Annotated in this window: 17 protein-coding genes, 1 tRNA gene and 1 pseudogene; all 19 read left to right on the top strand. The window is 55.1% G+C overall.

Translation table 11 applies throughout. The features are described from left to right. Positions 1-172, top strand: a pseudogene (gene tuf, locus BSP75_RS08505) (elongation factor Tu); the annotation flags it as partial. Between the two features lie 53 nt (positions 173-225). Then, positions 226-302: transfer RNA gene (locus BSP75_RS08500), tRNA-Trp, on the top strand. A 60-nt stretch (positions 303-362) separates the two neighbouring features. Next, entirely contained in the window at positions 363-734 is a 372-nt protein-coding gene (gene secE / locus BSP75_RS08495) for a preprotein translocase subunit SecE (RefSeq protein ID WP_005306322.1), read from the top strand. Positions 735-743: 9 nt separating this feature from the next. Next, the gene (gene nusG / locus BSP75_RS08490) at positions 744-1,295 is read left to right on the top strand and encodes a transcription termination/antitermination protein NusG (RefSeq protein ID WP_042058251.1); all 552 of its coding nucleotides are present in this window, start codon (positions 744-746) and stop codon (positions 1,293-1,295) included. A 134-nt stretch (positions 1,296-1,429) separates the two neighbouring features. After that, positions 1,430-1,858, top strand: a complete 429-nt coding sequence (rplK, locus tag BSP75_RS08485; protein WP_026456244.1) for a 50S ribosomal protein L11 — start codon at positions 1,430-1,432, stop codon at positions 1,856-1,858. Positions 1,859-1,862: 4 nt separating this feature from the next. Continuing rightward, complete coding sequence (gene rplA / locus BSP75_RS08480; protein WP_042058253.1) at positions 1,863-2,564, top strand: 50S ribosomal protein L1; 702 nt, start codon at positions 1,863-1,865, stop codon at positions 2,562-2,564. 256 nt (positions 2,565-2,820) lie between these two features. Then, on the top strand, positions 2,821-3,321 hold the full coding sequence (gene rplJ / locus BSP75_RS08475) for a 50S ribosomal protein L10 (RefSeq protein ID WP_033135317.1): 501 nt from the start codon (positions 2,821-2,823) through the stop codon (positions 3,319-3,321). A 51-nt stretch (positions 3,322-3,372) separates the two neighbouring features. Then, positions 3,373-3,735 carry a 50S ribosomal protein L7/L12 gene (rplL, locus tag BSP75_RS08470; RefSeq protein ID WP_033135318.1) on the top strand — a complete coding sequence of 121 codons (363 nt, stop codon included), beginning with the start codon at positions 3,373-3,375 and terminating at the stop codon, positions 3,733-3,735. A 224-nt stretch (positions 3,736-3,959) separates the two neighbouring features. Next, positions 3,960-7,988, top strand: a complete 4,029-nt coding sequence (gene rpoB, locus BSP75_RS08465) for a DNA-directed RNA polymerase subunit beta (RefSeq protein ID WP_075112886.1) — start codon at positions 3,960-3,962, stop codon at positions 7,986-7,988. A 91-nt stretch (positions 7,989-8,079) separates the two neighbouring features. After that, on the top strand, positions 8,080-12,384 hold the full coding sequence (rpoC, locus tag BSP75_RS08460) for a DNA-directed RNA polymerase subunit beta' (RefSeq protein WP_042058256.1): 4,305 nt from the start codon (positions 8,080-8,082) through the stop codon (positions 12,382-12,384). A gap of 194 nt (positions 12,385-12,578) precedes the next feature. After that, a complete protein-coding gene (locus BSP75_RS08455) occupies positions 12,579-13,295 on the top strand; it encodes a transcriptional regulator (RefSeq protein WP_058053596.1) in 717 nt (238 codons plus the stop codon). Positions 13,296-13,319: 24 nt separating this feature from the next. Beyond that, positions 13,320-13,700, top strand: coding sequence for a RidA family protein (locus BSP75_RS08450; protein WP_042019309.1), 381 nt, complete (start codon positions 13,320-13,322; stop codon positions 13,698-13,700). 84 nt (positions 13,701-13,784) lie between these two features. After that, positions 13,785-14,177 (top strand): sulfurtransferase complex subunit TusD, encoded by a 393-nt coding sequence (tusD, locus tag BSP75_RS08445; RefSeq protein ID WP_075112885.1) that lies wholly within the window; start codon positions 13,785-13,787, stop codon positions 14,175-14,177. Positions 14,178-14,185: 8 nt separating this feature from the next. After that, a complete protein-coding gene (gene tusC / locus BSP75_RS08440; protein ID WP_075112884.1) occupies positions 14,186-14,545 on the top strand; it encodes a sulfurtransferase complex subunit TusC in 360 nt (119 codons plus the stop codon). 7 nt (positions 14,546-14,552) lie between these two features. After that, positions 14,553-14,831 carry a sulfurtransferase complex subunit TusB gene (tusB, locus tag BSP75_RS08435; RefSeq protein ID WP_075112883.1) on the top strand — a complete coding sequence of 93 codons (279 nt, stop codon included), beginning with the start codon at positions 14,553-14,555 and terminating at the stop codon, positions 14,829-14,831. A 182-nt stretch (positions 14,832-15,013) separates the two neighbouring features. Beyond that, positions 15,014-15,388, top strand: a complete 375-nt coding sequence (gene rpsL, locus BSP75_RS08430) for a 30S ribosomal protein S12 (RefSeq protein WP_005306278.1) — start codon at positions 15,014-15,016, stop codon at positions 15,386-15,388. Positions 15,389-15,481: 93 nt separating this feature from the next. Continuing rightward, a complete protein-coding gene (gene rpsG, locus BSP75_RS08425; RefSeq protein ID WP_010675949.1) occupies positions 15,482-15,952 on the top strand; it encodes a 30S ribosomal protein S7 in 471 nt (156 codons plus the stop codon). Positions 15,953-16,027: 75 nt separating this feature from the next. Further along, positions 16,028-18,133, top strand: a complete 2,106-nt coding sequence (gene fusA, locus BSP75_RS08420) for an elongation factor G (protein ID WP_075112882.1) — start codon at positions 16,028-16,030, stop codon at positions 18,131-18,133. A 54-nt stretch (positions 18,134-18,187) separates the two neighbouring features. Then, on the top strand, positions 18,188-18,316 hold a 129-nt coding region (locus BSP75_RS08415; protein WP_253186620.1), incomplete at its 3' end, for a GTP-binding protein.

Genomic DNA, 18,316 nt, shown 5'->3' with positions numbered 1-18,316 from the left:
GACCGGTACCATCGAACTGCCGGAAGGCGTTGAAATGGTAATGCCAGGCGACAACATCAAAATGGTTGTTACCCTGATTGCTCCGATCGCGATGGACGACGGCCTGCGTTTCGCTATCCGTGAAGGTGGCCGTACCGTAGGTGCCGGTGTTGTAGCCAGCGTAATCGCTTAATCTTTGGCTTACATAAATAAAGCAAAGCCCCTATAATAGGGGCTTTCTTGTGTAGGGGCGTAGTTCGAATTGGTAGAACAGCGGTCTCCAAAACCGATGGTTGCGGGTTCGAGTCCTGCCGCCCCTGCCATATACCTCGTCTCGTACGGGGCTTTTGTGTCTTTGGTTACGTCAGATACAGGTGGGTTGTATGAGTGTTAGTTCTGAGAGCCAGGGCGGAAGCAAGGATACCCTGCTTTGGGGCCTGGTTTTCATTATCCTGGCGGCCGCTGTAGTGGGTAATTACCTGCTCAACGATGTTGTCGCTGCCGTCCGCGCCCTGGGTGTGGTCGTTGTCATTGCTGCTGCCGGTGCAGTAGCCCTGCAAACCACCAAGGGAAAGGCAACACTGGCATTTGCCCGTGAGTCTCGCCTGGAAGTCCGCAAGGTCGTATGGCCGACCCGTCAGGAAGCCATTCAGACAACCCTGATTGTGCTGGCGGTGACCGCCGTGATGGGGCTGCTGCTGTTCGTTCTGGACGGTGCCTTGGTCTGGTTGGTCAACCTGATTACCGGTGTGTAAGGATAAGCCATGACTGAACAACGTGAACAACGTATGAGATGGTATGTCGTGCAGGCTTTTTCCGGCTATGAAGGCCGTGTAGCCAAGTCCCTGCGCGAACATATCAAGATGCATGGCATGGAAGACATGTTCGGTGAAGTACTGGTCCCGACCGAAGAAGTGGTCGAGATGCGTGCTGGCCAGAAGCGCAAGAGTGAGCGCAAGTTTTTCCCGGGTTATGTCCTGGTTCAGATGATGATGGATGAAACCACATGGCACTTGGTGCGTAACGTACCGCGCGTAATGGGCTTCATTGGCGGTACTTCCGACCGTCCGGCACCGATCTCCGACAAAGAGGCCGATGCCATCCTGAACCGTCTGCAGGATGCCCACGACAAGCCGCGTCCGAAAACCCTGTTTGAACCGGGTGAAATGGTGCGGGTTGCCGATGGTCCGTTTGCCGACTTCAACGGTACCGTTGAAGAGGTCGATTATGAGAAGAGCCGCGTGAAGGTCTCTGTACTGATCTTCGGTCGTTCTACTCCTGTTGAACTGGATTTTGGTCAGGTCGAAAAGGGCTGATTGAATTCTGTACGTTTAACGGTTGTCAGGGGCAGCGATTATCTCTATAATTCGCTGCCCCTTTATTAGTTGGGGAGCCGTTTGCAGGAGCAAGTCTCCGAGGCGCTAGAACCCATTTTTGAGGTAATTTCCTAATGGCTAAGAAAGTCACAGCTTATATCAAGCTGCAGGTTGCTGCTGGTGCAGCCAACCCATCTCCTCCCGTTGGTCCTGCACTGGGTCAACACGGTGTGAACATCATGGAATTCTGTAAGGCGTTCAACGCTCGTACAGAGAAGCTGGAAAAAGGTTCACCGACTCCGGTCGTGATCACCGTTTACAGTGACCGTTCCTTCACCTTCGAAACCAAGACTCCGCCTGCTTCCTTCCTGCTGAAGAAAGCTGCTGGTATCAAGTCTGGTTCTGCCAAGCCGAACAAAGACAAGGTTGGTAAGGTGACCGTAGCCCAGCTGCAAGAAATCGCCAAGACCAAAGAACCGGATATGACCGGTGCCGATCTGGATGCAAAAGTACGTTGCATCGCAGGCTCCGCTCGTTCCATGGGTCTGGTAGTGGAGGATTAAGACAATGGCTAAACTTTCCAAGCGTATGCGCGTTATTCGCGAAAAAGTTGACGGTACCAAAGAGTACTCCATCAACGAAGCCATTGCCCTGCTGAAAGAACTGGCTACCGCCAAGTTCGTTGAAAGCGTTGACGTTGCTGTCAACCTGGGTATCGACGCTCGTAAATCTGACCAAAACGTACGTGGTGCTACTGTACTGCCGCACGGTACCGGTCGTGATGTACGCGTTGCCGTATTTACTCAAGGTGCCAACGCCGAAGCAGCCAAAGCTGCCGGTGCTGACCTGGTAGGTATGGATGACCTGGCCGATCTGGTTAAGAAAGGCGAGATGAACTTCGACGTCGTTATCGCATCCCCGGATGCCATGCGCGTTGTTGGTCAACTGGGTCAAATCCTGGGCCCGCGCGGCCTGATGCCGAACCCGAAAGTCGGTACTGTAACTCCTAACGTTGCTGAGGCGGTTAAGAACGCCAAAGCCGGTCAGGTTCGTTACCGTAACGACAAGAATGGTATCATCCATACCACTCTGGGTAAGGTTTCTTTCGACGAAGTTCAGCTGAAAGAAAACTTGGAAGCTCTGCTGGTTGCCCTGAAAAAAGGTAAACCCTCTTCCGCCAAAGGTATCTTCATCAAGAAAGTCAGCATCTCCACCACCATGGGTGCCGGTGTTGCCGTAGACCAAGCTTCTCTGGAAGCTCAGGCCTAATTGATGGGTTTTACAAGGCGCAAAATTTAATCTATAATTTTGCGCCTTGATTGGTTGGGGGTTTCGACCTCCGTCCAAGACCGCAGGAGGCTGCAAAGCCTTAATGTTTCCTGCGTAGACGGTGCCGGAAACCCAGCGAGAAAGTTTCTTTCTCTTCTGGAATCCTGCTACCGCATCGTTCCCCTCTGTTGTAAAGGTAGGGGGGATGTGTCTGTACTGGGTCAATAGACCCGGATTCAATCCAGGAGTTAAGCCAATGGCATTGGGACTCGAAGACAAAAAGGCAATTGTTGCTGAAGTCAACGAAGCTGCCAAAGGCGCTCTGTCTGCAGTTGTAGCCGATTCTCGCGGTGTGACTGTAGATAAGATGACCGTCCTGCGTAAAACCGCTCGCGAAGCTGGTGTGTACATGCGCGTTGTGCGTAACACCCTGCTGCGTCGTGCAGTTGAAGGTACCGAATTCGAGTGCCTGAACAACGCATTTACCGGTCCTACCTTGATTGCTTTCTCTAACGAACACCCGGGCGCTGCCGCTCGTCTGTTCAAAGAGTTTGCCAAAGCGAACCAAAAGTTCGAAATCAAGGCTGGCGCTTTTAACGGTGAGTTTATCGCCGCAGCACAAATTGATCGTCTGGCCACGCTGCCGACCTACGACGAAGCGATTGCGAAGTTGATGGCGACTATGAAAGAAGCCTCTGCTGGCAAGCTGGTTCGTACCATCGCTGCTGTGCGTGATCAGAAGCAAGCTGCTGCTTGATTCTCGCCTATCTAGGCTGTTTGAGTTTATTCAACATCAGGAATTTTTGTCATGTCTATCACTAAAGACCAAATCATCGAAGCCGTTGCTTCCATGTCTGTAATGGAAGTTGTTGAGCTGATCGAAGCTATGGAAGAGAAGTTCGGTGTTTCTGCCGCTGTTGCTGTTGCTGCCGGTCCGGCTGCTGAAGCAGTAGAAGAGAAAACCGAGTTCGACGTAGTTCTGACCGCTGCTGGCGCCAACAAAGTTGCCGTCATCAAAGCCGTTCGTGGCGCTACCGGTCTGGGCCTGAAAGAAGCCAAAGATCTGGTTGAAGCTGCCCCGGCTAACCTGAAAGAAGGCGTGTCCAAGGACGAAGCTGAAGCTCTGAAGAAGCAGCTTGAAGAAGCTGGTGCTTCTGTTGAGATCAAATAATCTGCATTTATGTAGATTAGCCTGATAAAACAGGCTAGGGCTGGTGAATATTTGTTCACCAGCCTTTTTGCGCTGTAGACTGAGAGCATTTCACACCGTTTACGACTCTCGGTGCACCAGCAATCCGGACTGTTTCCATTCGTCCGGGCCAACACAAAACGGTGTTGAGACAGAGCTGTCCTGCGGGACAGAGTGGGTCACTTATCAGCGAGCTGAGGAACCCTATGGTTTACTCTTATACCGAAAAAAAACGCATTCGTAAGGACTTCGGTAAGCGAGACCAGGTACTGGACACGCCTTATCTGTTGTCCATTCAGCTGGACTCCTTCAAGCAGTTCATCGAGGCTGACCCGGAAGGTGAATATGGCCTAGAGGCCGCTTTCCGTAGCGTTTTCCCGATCACCAGTTACTCCGGTAGTGCTGAGCTTCAGTATGTCAGCTATCGCCTGGGTGAGCCGGTATTTGACGTAAAAGAATGCCAGATCCGTGGAGTGACCTACTCCGCGCCGCTGCGTGTCAAGCTTCGTATGGTTCTGTACGATCGTGAAGCAGCTGCCGGCACCGTCAAAGACATCAAGGAACAAGAAGTATACATGGGCGAAATTCCGCTCATGACCGAGAACGGCACCTTTGTTATCAATGGTACCGAGCGGGTTATCGTCTCCCAGCTGCACCGCAGCCCGGGCGTCTTCTTCGACCACGATAAAGGCAAAACTCATTCATCCGGTAAGGTACTGTATAACGCTCGCGTTATCCCCTACCGTGGCTCCTGGCTGGACTTCGAGTTCGATGCAAAAGACAACCTGTTTGTCCGTATCGACCGTCGTCGCAAACTGCCAGCATCCATTATTCTGCGCGCTCTGGACTTCACTTCCGAACAGATCCTGGCCACCTTCTTCGAGACCATCGGTTTTGAAGTAAAAGATGGCAAGTTGATGATGGATCTGGTGCCGGAGCGTCTGCGTGGTGAAACTGCGACCTTTGACATCGTGGCCAATGGCGCCGTGGTGGTTGAGACCGGTCGTCGTGTGACTGCGCGTCACATCCGTCAGTTGGAAAAAGACGCCGTTACCCAGATTGAGGTACCGGTTGAGTATGTTGTTGGCAAAGTTGCTGCCAAGGACTACGCACATCCGCAAACTGGCGAGATGGTCGTGACCGCCAACCAGGCATTGAGCCTGGAAGCGATCGCCAACCTGTCCCAAGCCGGCTTCAAGCACTTCGAGGTTCTGTTCACCAACGAACTGGATCACGGTGCCTACATGTCCGAGACCCTGCGTGTCGACTCCAGCTCCAACCGTTTGGAAGCGCTGGTCGAGATCTATCGCATGATGCGTCCGGGCGAGCCGCCTACTCGCGAAGCTGCAGAACAGCTGTTCGAAAACCTGTTCTTCTCCGCCGAGCGTTACGACCTGTCTACCGTAGGTCGGATGAAGTTCAACCGCCGTCTGGGTCGTGAAGACGAGACTGGCGCTGGCGTACTGACCAAAGACGACATCGTTGAAGTCATGAAGCGCCTGATCGACATCCGTAACGGCAACGACGAAGTGGACGATATCGACCACCTGGGTAACCGTCGTATCCGTTCTGTCGGTGAAATGGCCGAGAACCAGTTCCGCGTCGGTCTGGTGCGTGTCGAGCGTGCGGTCAAGGAGCGTCTCTCCCTGGGCGACCTGGACACCCTGATGCCGCAGGATCTGATCAACGCCAAGCCGATCTCCGCCGCAGTCAAAGAGTTCTTTGGTTCCAGTCAGCTGTCCCAGTTTATGGACCAGAACAACCCGCTCTCCGAAGTGACCCACAAGCGTCGTATTTCCGCGCTGGGCCCGGGCGGTTTGACTCGTGAGCGTGCCGGCTTTGAAGTCCGAGACGTACACCCGACTCACTACGGTCGTCTGTGCCCTATCGAGACTCCTGAAGGTCCGAACATCGGTCTGATCAACTCGCTGTCCGTGTACTCTCGTACCAACGAGTACGGTTTCCTCGAGACCCCGTACCGCAAGGTCATTGACGGTGTGATCACCGACGAAGTGGACTACCTGTCTGCTATCGAAGAAGGCAAGTACGTGATCGCACAGGCTAACGCCGCGACCACCGAAGATGGCCGTCTGAAAGATGAATTGATCCCGTGCCGTCATAAAGGTGAATCCACCTTTATGAACGCCGACCAGATCCAGTATATGGACGTGAGCCCGCAGCAGATCGTATCTGTGGCAGCTGCTCTGATCCCGTTCCTGGAACACGATGACGCGAACCGCGCATTGATGGGTTCAAACATGCAACGTCAGGCTGTACCGACTCTGCGTGCTGACAAGCCGCTGGTAGGTACCGGTATGGAACGCGCTGTGGCCGTTGACTCCGGTGTAACCGTAGTGGCCAAGCGTGGCGGCGTAATCGACTATGTCGATGCCTCCCGTATCGTCCTGAAGGTCAATGAAGATGAGCTGATGCCAGGCGAAGCCGGTATCGACATCTACAACCTGACCAAATACACCCGTTCCAACCAGAACACCTGTATCAACCAGCGTCCTTGCGTGATGTTGGGTGAGCCGGTGATGGCTGGCGACGTACTGGCTGACGGCCCGTCCACCGATCTGGGTGAACTGGCACTGGGTCAGAACATGCGCGTCGCGTTCATGCCGTGGAACGGTTACAACTTTGAAGACTCGATCCTGGTGAACGAGCGTGTTGTTCAGGAAGATCGCCTGACCACCATCCATATCCAGGAACTGGCCTGTATCTCCCGTGACACCAAGCTGGGTCCGGAAGAGATCACTGCTGACATCCCGAACGTGGGTGAAGCCGCTCTGTCCAAGCTGGACGAGTCCGGTATCGTCTACGTGGGTGCCGAAGTGAAGGGCGGCGACATTCTGGTCGGTAAGGTAACCCCGAAAGGTGAAACCCAGCTGACGCCGGAAGAGAAGCTGCTGCGCGCCATCTTCGGTGAGAAGGCCTCCGATGTGAAGGACTCCTCCCTGCGTGTGCCGAACGGTGTGTACGGTACCGTGGTTGACGTGCAAGTCTTTACCCGCGATGGCGTGGAAAAAGACAAGCGTGCCAAAGAAATCGAAGAGATGCAGCTGAAGGAAGCGAAGAAGGACTTGACCGAAGAGTTCAAGATCCTGGAAGACGGCATTTTCGGCCGCTCCCGCAACCTGCTGCTGGCCGCCGGTTACAGCGAAGATCGTCTGAACAAGCTCGATCGCTCCAAGTGGTTTGAACTGGCCATCGAAGACGAAGGCAAGCAGACCGAACTGGAACAGATCGCTGAACAGCACGTTGAGCTGAAAGCCGAGTTCGACAAGAAATTCGAGAACAAGCGTCGCAAGATTATCCAGGGTGATGATCTGGCGCCGGGCGTACTGAAAATCGTCAAGGTTTATCTGGCAGTCAAGCGTCGCATCCAGCCGGGTGACAAGATGGCGGGCCGTCACGGTAACAAGGGTGTTATCTCCAAGATCTGTCCGGTCGAGGATATGCCCCATGACGAGTTCGGCCGTCCGGTCGACATCGTACTGAACCCGTTGGGCGTACCATCCCGTATGAACATCGGTCAGATCCTCGAAGTGCACCTGGGCCTTGCGGCCAAGGGTATCGGCGAGAAGATCGATCGCATGGTCAAAGAGCAGCGCGAGCTGCACGAGATGCGCAACTTCCTGCAACAGGTCTATGACCTGGGCGAGAAGGACACCCAGCAAGTGAACATCGCCGAACTGTCTGACGACGACGTACGTATCCTGGTGGGTAACCTGCGTAAGGGTCTGCCGGTCGCTACACCGGTCTTTGATGGTGCTAAAGAGCGCGAAATCAAAGCCCTGCTGAAGCTGGCTGATCTGCCGGAATCCGGTCAGATTGATCTGTTCGATGGCCGTACCGGTAACCGCTTCGAGCGTAAAGTAACCGTTGGTTACATGTACATGCTCAAGCTGAACCACTTGGTCGACGACAAGATGCACGCGCGTTCTACCGGTTCTTACAGCCTGGTTACCCAGCAGCCGCTGGGTGGTAAGGCGCAGTTCGGTGGTCAGCGTTTCGGTGAGATGGAAGTGTGGGCCCTGGAGGCTTACGGTGCGGCATATACCCTGCAGGAAATGCTGACCGTCAAGTCTGACGATGTGAATGGCCGTACCAAGATGTATAAGAACATCGTGGATGGCGACCACCGTATGGAGCCGGGCATGCCCGAATCCTTCAACGTATTGCTGAAGGAAATCCGCTCTCTGGGTATCAACATCGAGCTGGACGAAGAGTAAGAGCTCGCTCTTATTGTTCGAGAATTGACGTGGGCGCCCCGCTGTTTTGGCAGCCGGGGCGCCGAGGTTAGACTCCTGACAGGGGAAACACGTGAAAGACTTACTCAAGTTTTTGAAGGCTCAGACCAAGACCGAAGAGTTTGACAGTATCAAGATCGGTCTGGCCTCTCCTGACATGATCCGCTCCTGGTCATTCGGTGAGGTCAAAAAGCCTGAGACCATCAACTACCGGACTTTCAAGCCGGAACGTGATGGTCTGTTCTGCGCTCGCATCTTCGGACCGGTGAAGGACTACGAGTGTCTGTGCGGCAAGTACAAGCGCCTGAAACACCGTGGTGTGATCTGTGAGAAGTGCGGCGTTGAAGTGACCCAGACCAAGGTCCGTCGTGAGCGTATGGGCCACATCGAGCTGGCCAGCCCGACTGCCCACATCTGGTTCCTGAAGTCCCTGCCGTCCCGTATCGGTCTGCTGCTGGACATGACCCTGCGCGACATCGAGCGCGTGCTTTACTTCGAATCTTTCGTGGTAATCGAGCCGGGCATGACCAACCTCGAACGCAGCCAGATGCTCTCTGAAGAGCAGTACCTGGATGCGCTGGAAGAGTGGGGCGACGAATTTGACGCCAAGATGGGTGCCGAAGCAATCCTGGCATTGCTGCGCGCTATCGATCTGGAAGGTGAAGTCAAAACCATGCGTGAGGAGCTGGATCAAACCAACTCCGAGACCAAGCGCAAGAAGACCACCAAGCGTCTGAAGCTGATGGAAGCGTTCCTGCAGTCCGGCAACAAGCCGGAGTGGATGATCATGACAGTGCTGCCTGTGCTGCCGCCGGACCTGCGTCCGCTGGTACCGCTGGACGGCGGCCGTTTCGCGACTTCCGATCTGAACGATCTGTACCGTCGCGTGATCAACCGTAACAACCGCTTGAAGCGTCTGCTGGATCTGGCTGCTCCGGACATCATCGTGCGCAACGAAAAGCGTATGCTGCAAGAGTCCGTCGATGCGCTGCTGGATAACGGCCGTCGCGGTCGTGCCATCACCGGGTCCAACAAGCGCCCGCTGAAATCCCTGGCCGACATGATCAAGGGTAAGCAAGGTCGTTTCCGTCAAAACCTGCTGGGTAAGCGTGTCGACTACTCCGGTCGTTCCGTTATCACCGTAGGCCCGACCCTGCGCCTGCATCAGTGCGGTCTGCCGAAGAAAATGGCGCTGGAACTGTTCAAGCCGTTCATCTATGGCAAGCTGGAAACCCGCGGTCTGGCGACCACTATCAAGGCCGCCAAGAAGATGGTGGAGCGCGAGGAAGCTGTCGTTTGGGATATCCTGGACGAAGTGATCCGCGAGCACCCGGTTCTGCTGAACCGTGCACCTACCCTGCACCGTCTGGGTATCCAGGCATTCGAACCGACGCTGGTCGAAGGCAAGGCAATCCAGCTGCACCCGCTGGTTTGTGCTGCGTATAACGCGGACTTCGATGGTGACCAGATGGCGGTCCACGTACCGCTGACTCTGGAAGCCCAGCTGGAAGCGCGTGCGCTGATGATGTCTACCAACAACATCCTGTCGCCTGCCTCCGGTGAGCCGATCATCGTTCCTTCTCAGGACGTGGTCTTGGGTCTGTATTACATGACCCGTGCCCGTATCAACGCCAAAGGCGAAGGTATGGTGCTGGCCGGCCCGAAAGAAGCCGAGAAAGTTTATCGCGCCGGTCTGGCCGATCTGCATGCTCGTGTGAAAGTACGCATTACCGAATACCTGCGTCAGGAAGACGGTTCTCTGCGTGAGCACACCGAGATGAAGAACACCACCGTTGGTCGTGCGATCCTGAGCCTGATCCTGCCGAAAGGCATGGAATACGCCCTGATCGACGAGCCGAAGGTGCTGACTGCTGCAGAGCAGGCTGACCTGGATGCCAATCCGCAGAACTGGATCAAATCCGTATCCAACAAGGCGCTGGGCAAAAAGCTCATCTCCCGTCTGCTGAACACCTGCTATCGCAAGCAGGGCCTGAAGGACACCGTTATCTTCGCTGACCAGCTGATGTATACCGGTTTCCACTATGCGGCCCTGTCCGGTGCTTCCGTTGGTATCGATGACATGGTCATCCCGGATGCCAAGAAAGACATCATTGCGGCAGCCGAAGCCGAAGTCGCCGAGATCCAGGACCAGTTCCTATCCGGTCTGGTGACTGCGGGCGAACGTTACAACAAGGTTATCGATATCTGGGCCAGCGCCAACGAGCGCGTCTCCAAGGCCATGATGGAGAACTTGTCCAAAGAGCGTAACGTCAACTCGCTGGGTGAAGAAGAAGAGCAGGCATCGTTCAACAGCATCTTTATGATGGCCGACTCTGGTGCGCGTGGTTCCGCCGCCCAGATCCGTCAGCTGGCCGGTATGCGTGGCCTGATGGCCAAGCCGGATGGCTCCATCATCGAGACGCCGATCGTCGCGAACTTCCGCGAAGGTCTGAACGTATTGCAGTACTTTATCTCCACTCACGGTGCTCGTAAGGGTCTGGCGGATACCGCACTGAAGACTGCGAACTCCGGTTACCTGACTCGTCGTCTGGTAGACGTGGCACAAGACATGGTGATCACCGAGGACGATTGCGGCACTACCGAAGGTCTGTGGATGACTCCGCTGATCGAGGGTGGCGACGTTGTCGAACCGCTGCGTGAGCGCGTGCTGGGCCGTGTGGTTGCCGATGACGTGATCAAGCCGGGTACTGAAGATGAGGTGCTGGTAGCACGTAACACCCTGCTCGACGAGCAGCTGTGTGACCTGCTGGAGCAAAACTCTGTTGACCGCGTGAAGGTACGTTCTGCCATCACCTGTGAAACTGACTTCGGTAACTGTGCTCACTGCTACGGCCGTGATCTGGCCCGTGGTCACCTGGTTAACAAAGGTGAGGCTGTCGGTGTTATCGCCGCCCAGTCCATCGGTGAGCCGGGTACCCAGCTGACAATGCGTACGTTCCACATCGGTGGTGCGGCATCCCGTGCTGCTGCCGAGAACAGCATCCAGGTCAAGAACACCGGTACCATCAAGCTGCAGAACGCCAAGTTCGTTCACAACAGCGATGACAAACTGGTTATCACCTCCCGTTCTACCGAACTGACCATCATGGACGACATGGGCCGTACCAAGGAAAGCCACAAGCTGCCTTACGGTTCCGTGCTGGAAGTGAAGGACGGCCAGGCCGTGAACGCTGGCGAGACCGTTGCCAACTGGGATCCGCACACCCACCCGATCATCACCGAAGTGGCAGGTCGCCTGCAGTTCGAACACATGATCGATGGCGTGACCATCACTCGTCAGACCGACGAGCTGACCGGTCTCTCTTCTATCGTCGTACTGGATGTCAACGAGCGTCCGAGTGCCGGTAAAGAGATGCGTCCGACCGTTAAACTGGTCGACCTGAACGGCAAAGACGTGATGATCCCGGGTACCGATGTAGCCGCCCAGTACTTCCTGCCGGGCAAGGCGATCGTGAACCTGGAAGATGGTGCCAACGTGGGTGTGGGTGACGCGGTAGCGCGTATCCCGCAAGAATCCGGCGGTACCAAGGACATCACCGGTGGTCTGCCGCGCGTTGCGGATCTGTTCGAAGCACGTCAACCGAAGGAACCGGCAATTCTGGCCGAGATCTCCGGTACCATCTCCTTCGGGAAAGAGACCAAGGGCAAACGCCGTCTGGTTATCACCCCGACTGATGGTGGCAACGTCTACGAGGAGATGATTCCGAAGTGGCGTAACCTGAACGTGTTCGAAGGTGAAAAAGTTGAGAAGGGTGAAGTGCTGGCGGACGGTCCTGAGTCTGCTCACGACATCCTGCGTCTGCGCGGTATCAGCCCGGTCGCCAACTACATCGCCAACGAAGTGCAAGACGTTTACCGTCTGCAAGGCGTTAAGATCAACGACAAGCACATCGAAGTCATCGTTCGTCAGATGCTGCGCAAGTGCGAGATCCTGAGCGCTGGCGACACCGATCTGATCGAAGGTGAACAGGTTGAAGTTGCTCGTGTGAAGATTGCCAACCGTAAGCTGGTTGCCGAGGGCAAGACCCCTGCGACCTTCCGTCATGTACTGATGGGTATTACCAAGGCATCTCTGAGCACCGAGTCCTTCATCTCTGCGGCTTCCTTCCAGGAAACCACTCGCGTTCTGACCGAAGCCGCCGTTGGTGGCAAGCGTGATGAACTGCGTGGTCTGAAAGAGAACGTCATTGTGGGTCGTCTGATCCCGGCTGGTACCGGCTTTGCCTACCACCATAGCCGGATCAACCAGCGTGCTGCCGCAGCTCGTGCTGTTGGTACCCCGCAGGTGACCGCTGATGAAGCTCAACAGAACCTGGCGGATCTGCTGAACGCAGCCGGTAGCTTCGACGAAGAGTAACTCGTCATCCTTGATTAAAAAGGGCTCCTTCTAGGAGCCCTTTTTGTTGGCCAATTCCTCGGCAAAGGTAGGCACCGCGCGGGTTTCAGGATGATCCAGAGCAAAGTTGTAGAGTAAAAAATCAAAAAAAGTTGACTTTACTCCCCTGCAATTTAAAACTCGGGAAAGTTGAATGGTTATTACAGGGGTAGAACATGACTGTCGGTATCGAGGAAGCGATGCTTCCCGAAGAACAGCTGATCGGCCGCACTTTTACAGATGAAGACAGGGAATTGTTGCGCTCATACGATGGGCTCATCGATGGCTTGGCCGAGCTGTTCGGCAAGCATTGTGAAGTGGTACTCCACTCCCTGGAAAATCTGCACGAGTCGGTGATCAAGATCGCCAACGGATTCAATACCGGACGCACCCTCGGGGCGCCCATCACCGATCTCGCCCTGCGCATGCTCAAGGATATCGAGAGCACTGGCCAGGATTACACCCAGAGCTATTTCGCTCGCAGCCGCACCGGTGCGCTGATGAAGTCGAGCACTATTGCCATTCGCAACAGCGAGCGGCAAGTAGTGGGGCTTATCTGCATCAACCTGCACATCAACGCGCCTTTCCACGAGTTCGTGGCCGAATTTTTCCCGACGCCCCAGCAGGCGGCGCGTCAGTCACCCGAGACCTTCGCCAACAGTGTGGAAGAGCTGGTTGCCCAGACGGTGGATAACACCATCGACGAGATCAACCGCGATCCCACCGTGGCCAACAATGCCAAGAACCGCTTCATCGTGACCCAGCTGTTCGAGAAGGGCATTTTCGACATCAAGGATTCGATCAATCTGGTGGCGGACAAACTCAATATTTCAAAACATACCGTTTATCTTTACATCCGACAGCGCAAGCAGGGTGAAGACGAAAACGAGTAACTCATTCCAGAAGGGGATAGATGAATGGCTAAAGAAGTGATTGCAACCGACAAGGCGCCTGCCGCGATTGGTCCGTATGTTCAGGCTACCAAGGTTGGCGAGATGATCTTCACCTCCGGGCAGATCCCGCTCGATCCTGCCACCATGGAAATCGTGGCTGGCGGCATCGAAGAGCAGGCCGAACGGGTGATGAAGAATCTGGTTGCCGTGTTGCACGCTGCCGGTGCCGATGCCAGCAACGTGGTTAAAACCACCTGCTTCCTGAGCGACATGAACAACTTCGTTGCCTTCAACCAGGTCTATGCCCGCTACTTTGGCGATGCCGCGCCAGCCCGCTCCTGCGTGGAAGTGGCCCGTCTGCCGAAAGATGTGCTGGTCGAGGTCGAGGCGATTGCCCATCTCTGATCAACGGATCGCAGCAAGCCCCTCCTGGCAGGGGCTTTTTTGTTTTTGGCGTAAAATGGACCGGGTCAGCACAGGAGTCCTGCTATGAGTCTGAGTTTTGCCATCCTGGTCACGGGGCCTGCTTATGGCACCCAGTCGGCCAGCACCGCCTATCGCTTTGCCCGCACACTGTTGGCGCAGGGGCATACCTTGTCCCACCTGTTCTTCTATCAGGATGGGGTCTGCAACGGCAACGGTCTGCACCTGCCTGCATCCGATGAGACCGACCTGGTGCGTCTGTGGCGAGAGCTGGCAGAAGAGCAGGGGATCCGTATCGACGTCTGTGTCGCCGCCGCCATGCGGCGCGGTGTGCTCGATGAGCAGGAGGCCAAGGGGGCAGGGCAGGCGCACTTCAATCTGCAAGCGCCGTTTTGCCTGAGCGGTCTGGGCCAGTTGGCCGAGGCGGCACTCACCGCCGATCGACTGGTTCAGTTCTAGGGGGAGTCATGAGCAAGAAAATCGCATTTATCTGCAGTCGTGGCCCCCATGGCCATGCCGCCGGTCGGGAAGGGCTCGATGCCTTGTTGGCCACCTCGGCTATGACCGATGAGCTGGCGCTGTTCCTGATTGGGGACGGTGTGCTGCAACTGCTCAAGGAGCAGCAGCCGGTTGCCATTTTGCAGCGCCACTACGCGCCCACCTTCAAAATGCTGGAACTCTACGACATCGAAGAGGTCTATGTTTGTGCTGACTCGCTGGCAGAGCGTGGCCTGACAGTGGATGATCTGCTGATCCCGGTCGAGAGTCTGCCGCGCCAGGAGCTGGCTCGGCGCTGGGCACAATGTTCGACTCACATCAGCTTTTGAGGTCTCCATGTTGCATCTGATATTGAACTCCCCCTTTCAGAGTCAGGCCCTGGCAGACGTGCTCTCATACCTCCAGCCGGAGGATGAGCTGGTACTGATGCAGGATGCCGTGATAGCGGCATCGGCTCCCCAATGGAGCGCGCGGCTGGCGGGCATCCCGCTTTATGTGATGCAGGAAGACCTGCAAGCTCGTGGTTTGCATCATCGGGTGGGTAATGTGCTCGATATGGCGGGTCTGGTGGCACTGATTGCGCAAAAAGGTTCCCCGCGCACCTGGGGCGGCTGAGAAGCACATTTTCAAGAGAATTCAAGGTGATGTCATGAAATCAAACGGATCCGAATTGCCCTTTTGTGACGCAAATTGTATAAATCTTGACTCCCCAGACAACAGGGCATAAAATTTCGCGTCCCCGTATCTGCGGGGAGGATTTTCCACACGTTTATGAAGTCATTATCAGGAGCCTTTTGATGGCAACTATTAACCAGTTGGTTCGCAAGCCACGCATCAAGCTCGTTGTGAAAAGCAACGTGCCGGCGCTGGAAGCGTGCCCTCAGAAGCGTGGCGTATGCACTCGTGTATATACCACCACCCCGAAGAAGCCTAACTCTGCACTGCGTAAAGTATGCCGTGTACGTCTGACCAACGGCTTCGAAGTCACCTCCTACATCGGTGGTGAAGGTCACAACCTGCAAGAGCACTCTGTTGTTCTGATCCGTGGCGGTCGTGTAAAAGACTTGCCAGGTGTTCGTTATCACACCGTTCGTGGTGCGTTGGACTGTGCCGGTGTTAAAGACCGTAAGCAGGCTCGCTCCAAGTATGGCGTGAAGCGTCCTAAAGCTTAATGGTTCTCCGTTAAGTAAGGCCAAACGTTAATTCGTTTCTAGTTAGATAGCTTTCTAGTTTTGGGTAATCCCTGAAGTTACGGAGAATTTGAAATGCCAAGACGTCGTGTTGTTGGTCAGCGTAAAATCCTGCCAGATCCCAAGTTCGGATCAGAGCTGCTGGCTAAATTTGTCAACGTAGTAATGGTTGACGGTAAGAAATCTGTTGCAGAAGCCATCGTTTATGGCGCCCTGGACATCATTGCCACCAAATCTGGCAAAGAGCACCTGGCCCTGTTCGAAGTCGCTCTGGATAACATTCGTCCGGCGGTCGAGGTTAAATCTCGTCGCGTCGGTGGTGCAACCTATCAGGTGCCGGTAGAAGTTCGTCCGGTACGTCGCAATGCCCTGGCAATGCGCTGGTTGGTTGATGCCGCTCGTAAACGTGGTGAAAAATCAATGGCTCAGCGTCTGGCTGGCGAGCTGCTGGATGCCGCTGACAATAAGGGTTCGTCTGTCAAGAAACGTGAAGACGTTCACCGTATGGCTGAAGCGAACAAAGCCTTCGCTCACTTCCGCTGGTAATCCGCTTGCGCAGGGTCTTTTGGCTCTGCGCACCTTTAATTATCTAGGGACAAGCGCCTTAGTAAGAGGATGACAATGGCTCGTACAACCCCCATTGAGCGTTATCGTAACATCGGTATCTCCGCTCACATTGACGCCGGTAAGACTACTACTACCGAGCGCGTACTGTTTTATACCGGTGTAAGTCACAAGATCGGTGAAGTTCACGATGGCGCTGCCACCATGGACTGGATGGAACAGGAACAAGAGCGTGGTATCACCATCACCTCCGCCGCGACCACCGCTTTCTGGTCCGGTATGGGTAAACAGTTCCAACCGCACCGTATCAACATCATCGATACCCCGGGCCACGTTGACTTTACTATCGAAGTAGAGCGTTCAATGCGTGTTCTGGACGGTGCCGTGATGGTGTACTGTGCCGTAGGTGGCGTACAGCCACAGTCTGAAACCGTATGGCGTCAGGCTAACAAGTACAAGGTTCCCCGTATCGCGTTCGTCAACAAGATGGACCGTACCGGTGCCAACTTCCTGCGCTGCGTTGAGCACATCAAGACCCGTCTGAAAGGCGTTCCGGTTCCCCTTCAGCTGAACATCGGCGCCGAAGAGAACTTCAAGGGCGTTGTTGACCTGGTCAAGATGAAAGCCATCAACTGGAGCGAAGCTGACCAGGGCGTATCCTTCGATTACGAAGACGTCCCGGCTGAGCTGCTGGAACAGGCGCAAGAAATGCGCATGAATCTTGTTGAAGCCGCTGCTGAAGCGTCTGAAGACCTGATGGAAAAATACCTGGGCGGCGAAGAGCTGACCGAGGAAGAGATCAAGAAAGCTCTGCGTCAGCGTGTGCTGAACAACGAAATCATCCTGGTAACCTGTGGCTCCGCGTTCAAGAACAAGGGCGTACAGGCAATGCTGGATGCCGTTGTTGACTATCTGCCGGCTCCGACCGACGTAGCTGCTATCGACGGCCTGAAAATGGACGGCGAGACCAAAGACGAGCGTCACGCTTCTGATGACGAGCCGTTCTCTGCTCTGGCGTTCAAGATCGCTACCGACCCGTTCGTTGGTAACCTGACCTTCTTCCGCGTTTACTCCGGTGTTGTTAACTCCGGTGACACCGTGCTGAACTCCGTCAAGGACAAGCGCGAGCGTTTTGGCCGTATCGTTCAGATGCACGCCAACAAGCGCGAAGAGATCAAAGAAGTACGCGCTGGTGACATCGCTGCTGCTATCGGTCTGAAAGACGTGACCACTGGTGACACCCTGTGTGACCAGAACGCACCGATCATCCTCGAGCGTATGGAATTCCCGGAGCCGGTAATTTCTATCGCGGTTGAGCCGAAAACCAAGGCTGACCAGGAGAAGATGGGTCTGGCACTGGGCCGTCTGGCTCAGGAAGATCCGTCCTTCCGCGTATGGACTGACGAAGAGTCAGGTCAAACCATCATCGCTGGTATGGGTGAGCTGCACTTGGACATCATCGTTGACCGTATGCGTCGCGAGTTCAAGGTTGAAGCCAACGTAGGTAAGCCGCAGGTTGCTTACCGTGAAACCATCCGTACCACCGTTAAAGACATCGAAGGCAAGCATGCCAAGCAGTCTGGTGGTCGCGGTCAGTACGGTCATGTTGTTATCGACATGTACCCGCTGGAAGAAGGCAAAGCCTACGAATTCGTCAACGACATCAAAGGTGGTGTCATTCCTGGTGAATTCATCCCGGGTGTTGATAAAGGTATCCGTGAGCAGCTCAAATCTGGTCCGCTGGCTGGTTACCCGGTTATGGATCTGGGTGTGCGTCTGCACTTCGGTTCTTACCACGATGTCGACTCTTCCGAACTGGCGTTCAAAATCGCTGCTTCCATGGCCTTTAAGGCTGGCTTCATGAAAGCCAACCCGGTTCTGCTCGAACCGATCATGAAAGTAGAAGTTGAAACTCCGGAAGATTACATGGGCGACGTTATCGGTGACCTGAACCGTCGTCGTGGCCTGATCGAAGGTATGGAAGATGGCCCGTCCGGCAAGATCGTACGTGCTCTGGTGCCGCTGGCCGAAATGTTCGGTTATGCAACTGCACTGCGTTCCGCTACCCAGGGTCGTGCTTCCTACGCCATGGAATTCGCCAAGTATCACGATGCACCGACCAACGTTGCACAAGCCGTGATCGAAGAGCGCAAATCCAAGTAATTTAAGATTCCCCGCCTACGACGGTAGGCGGGTTTAACCTAGAAGGACTACGTCGTGTCTAAAGAAAAATTTGAGCGTAATAAACCGCACGTAAACGTCGGCACCATCGGCCACGTTGACCACGGTAAAACCACCCTGACTGCAGCTATCACCAACGTGCTGGCCAAGCACTTCGGTGGTAAA

The organism is Aeromonas sp. YN13HZO-058 (assembly GCF_001921245.1).
GTDB lineage: Bacteria > Pseudomonadota > Gammaproteobacteria > Enterobacterales > Aeromonadaceae > Aeromonas > Aeromonas allosaccharophila.
This window is presented reverse-complemented; position numbering and strand designations above follow the sequence as displayed.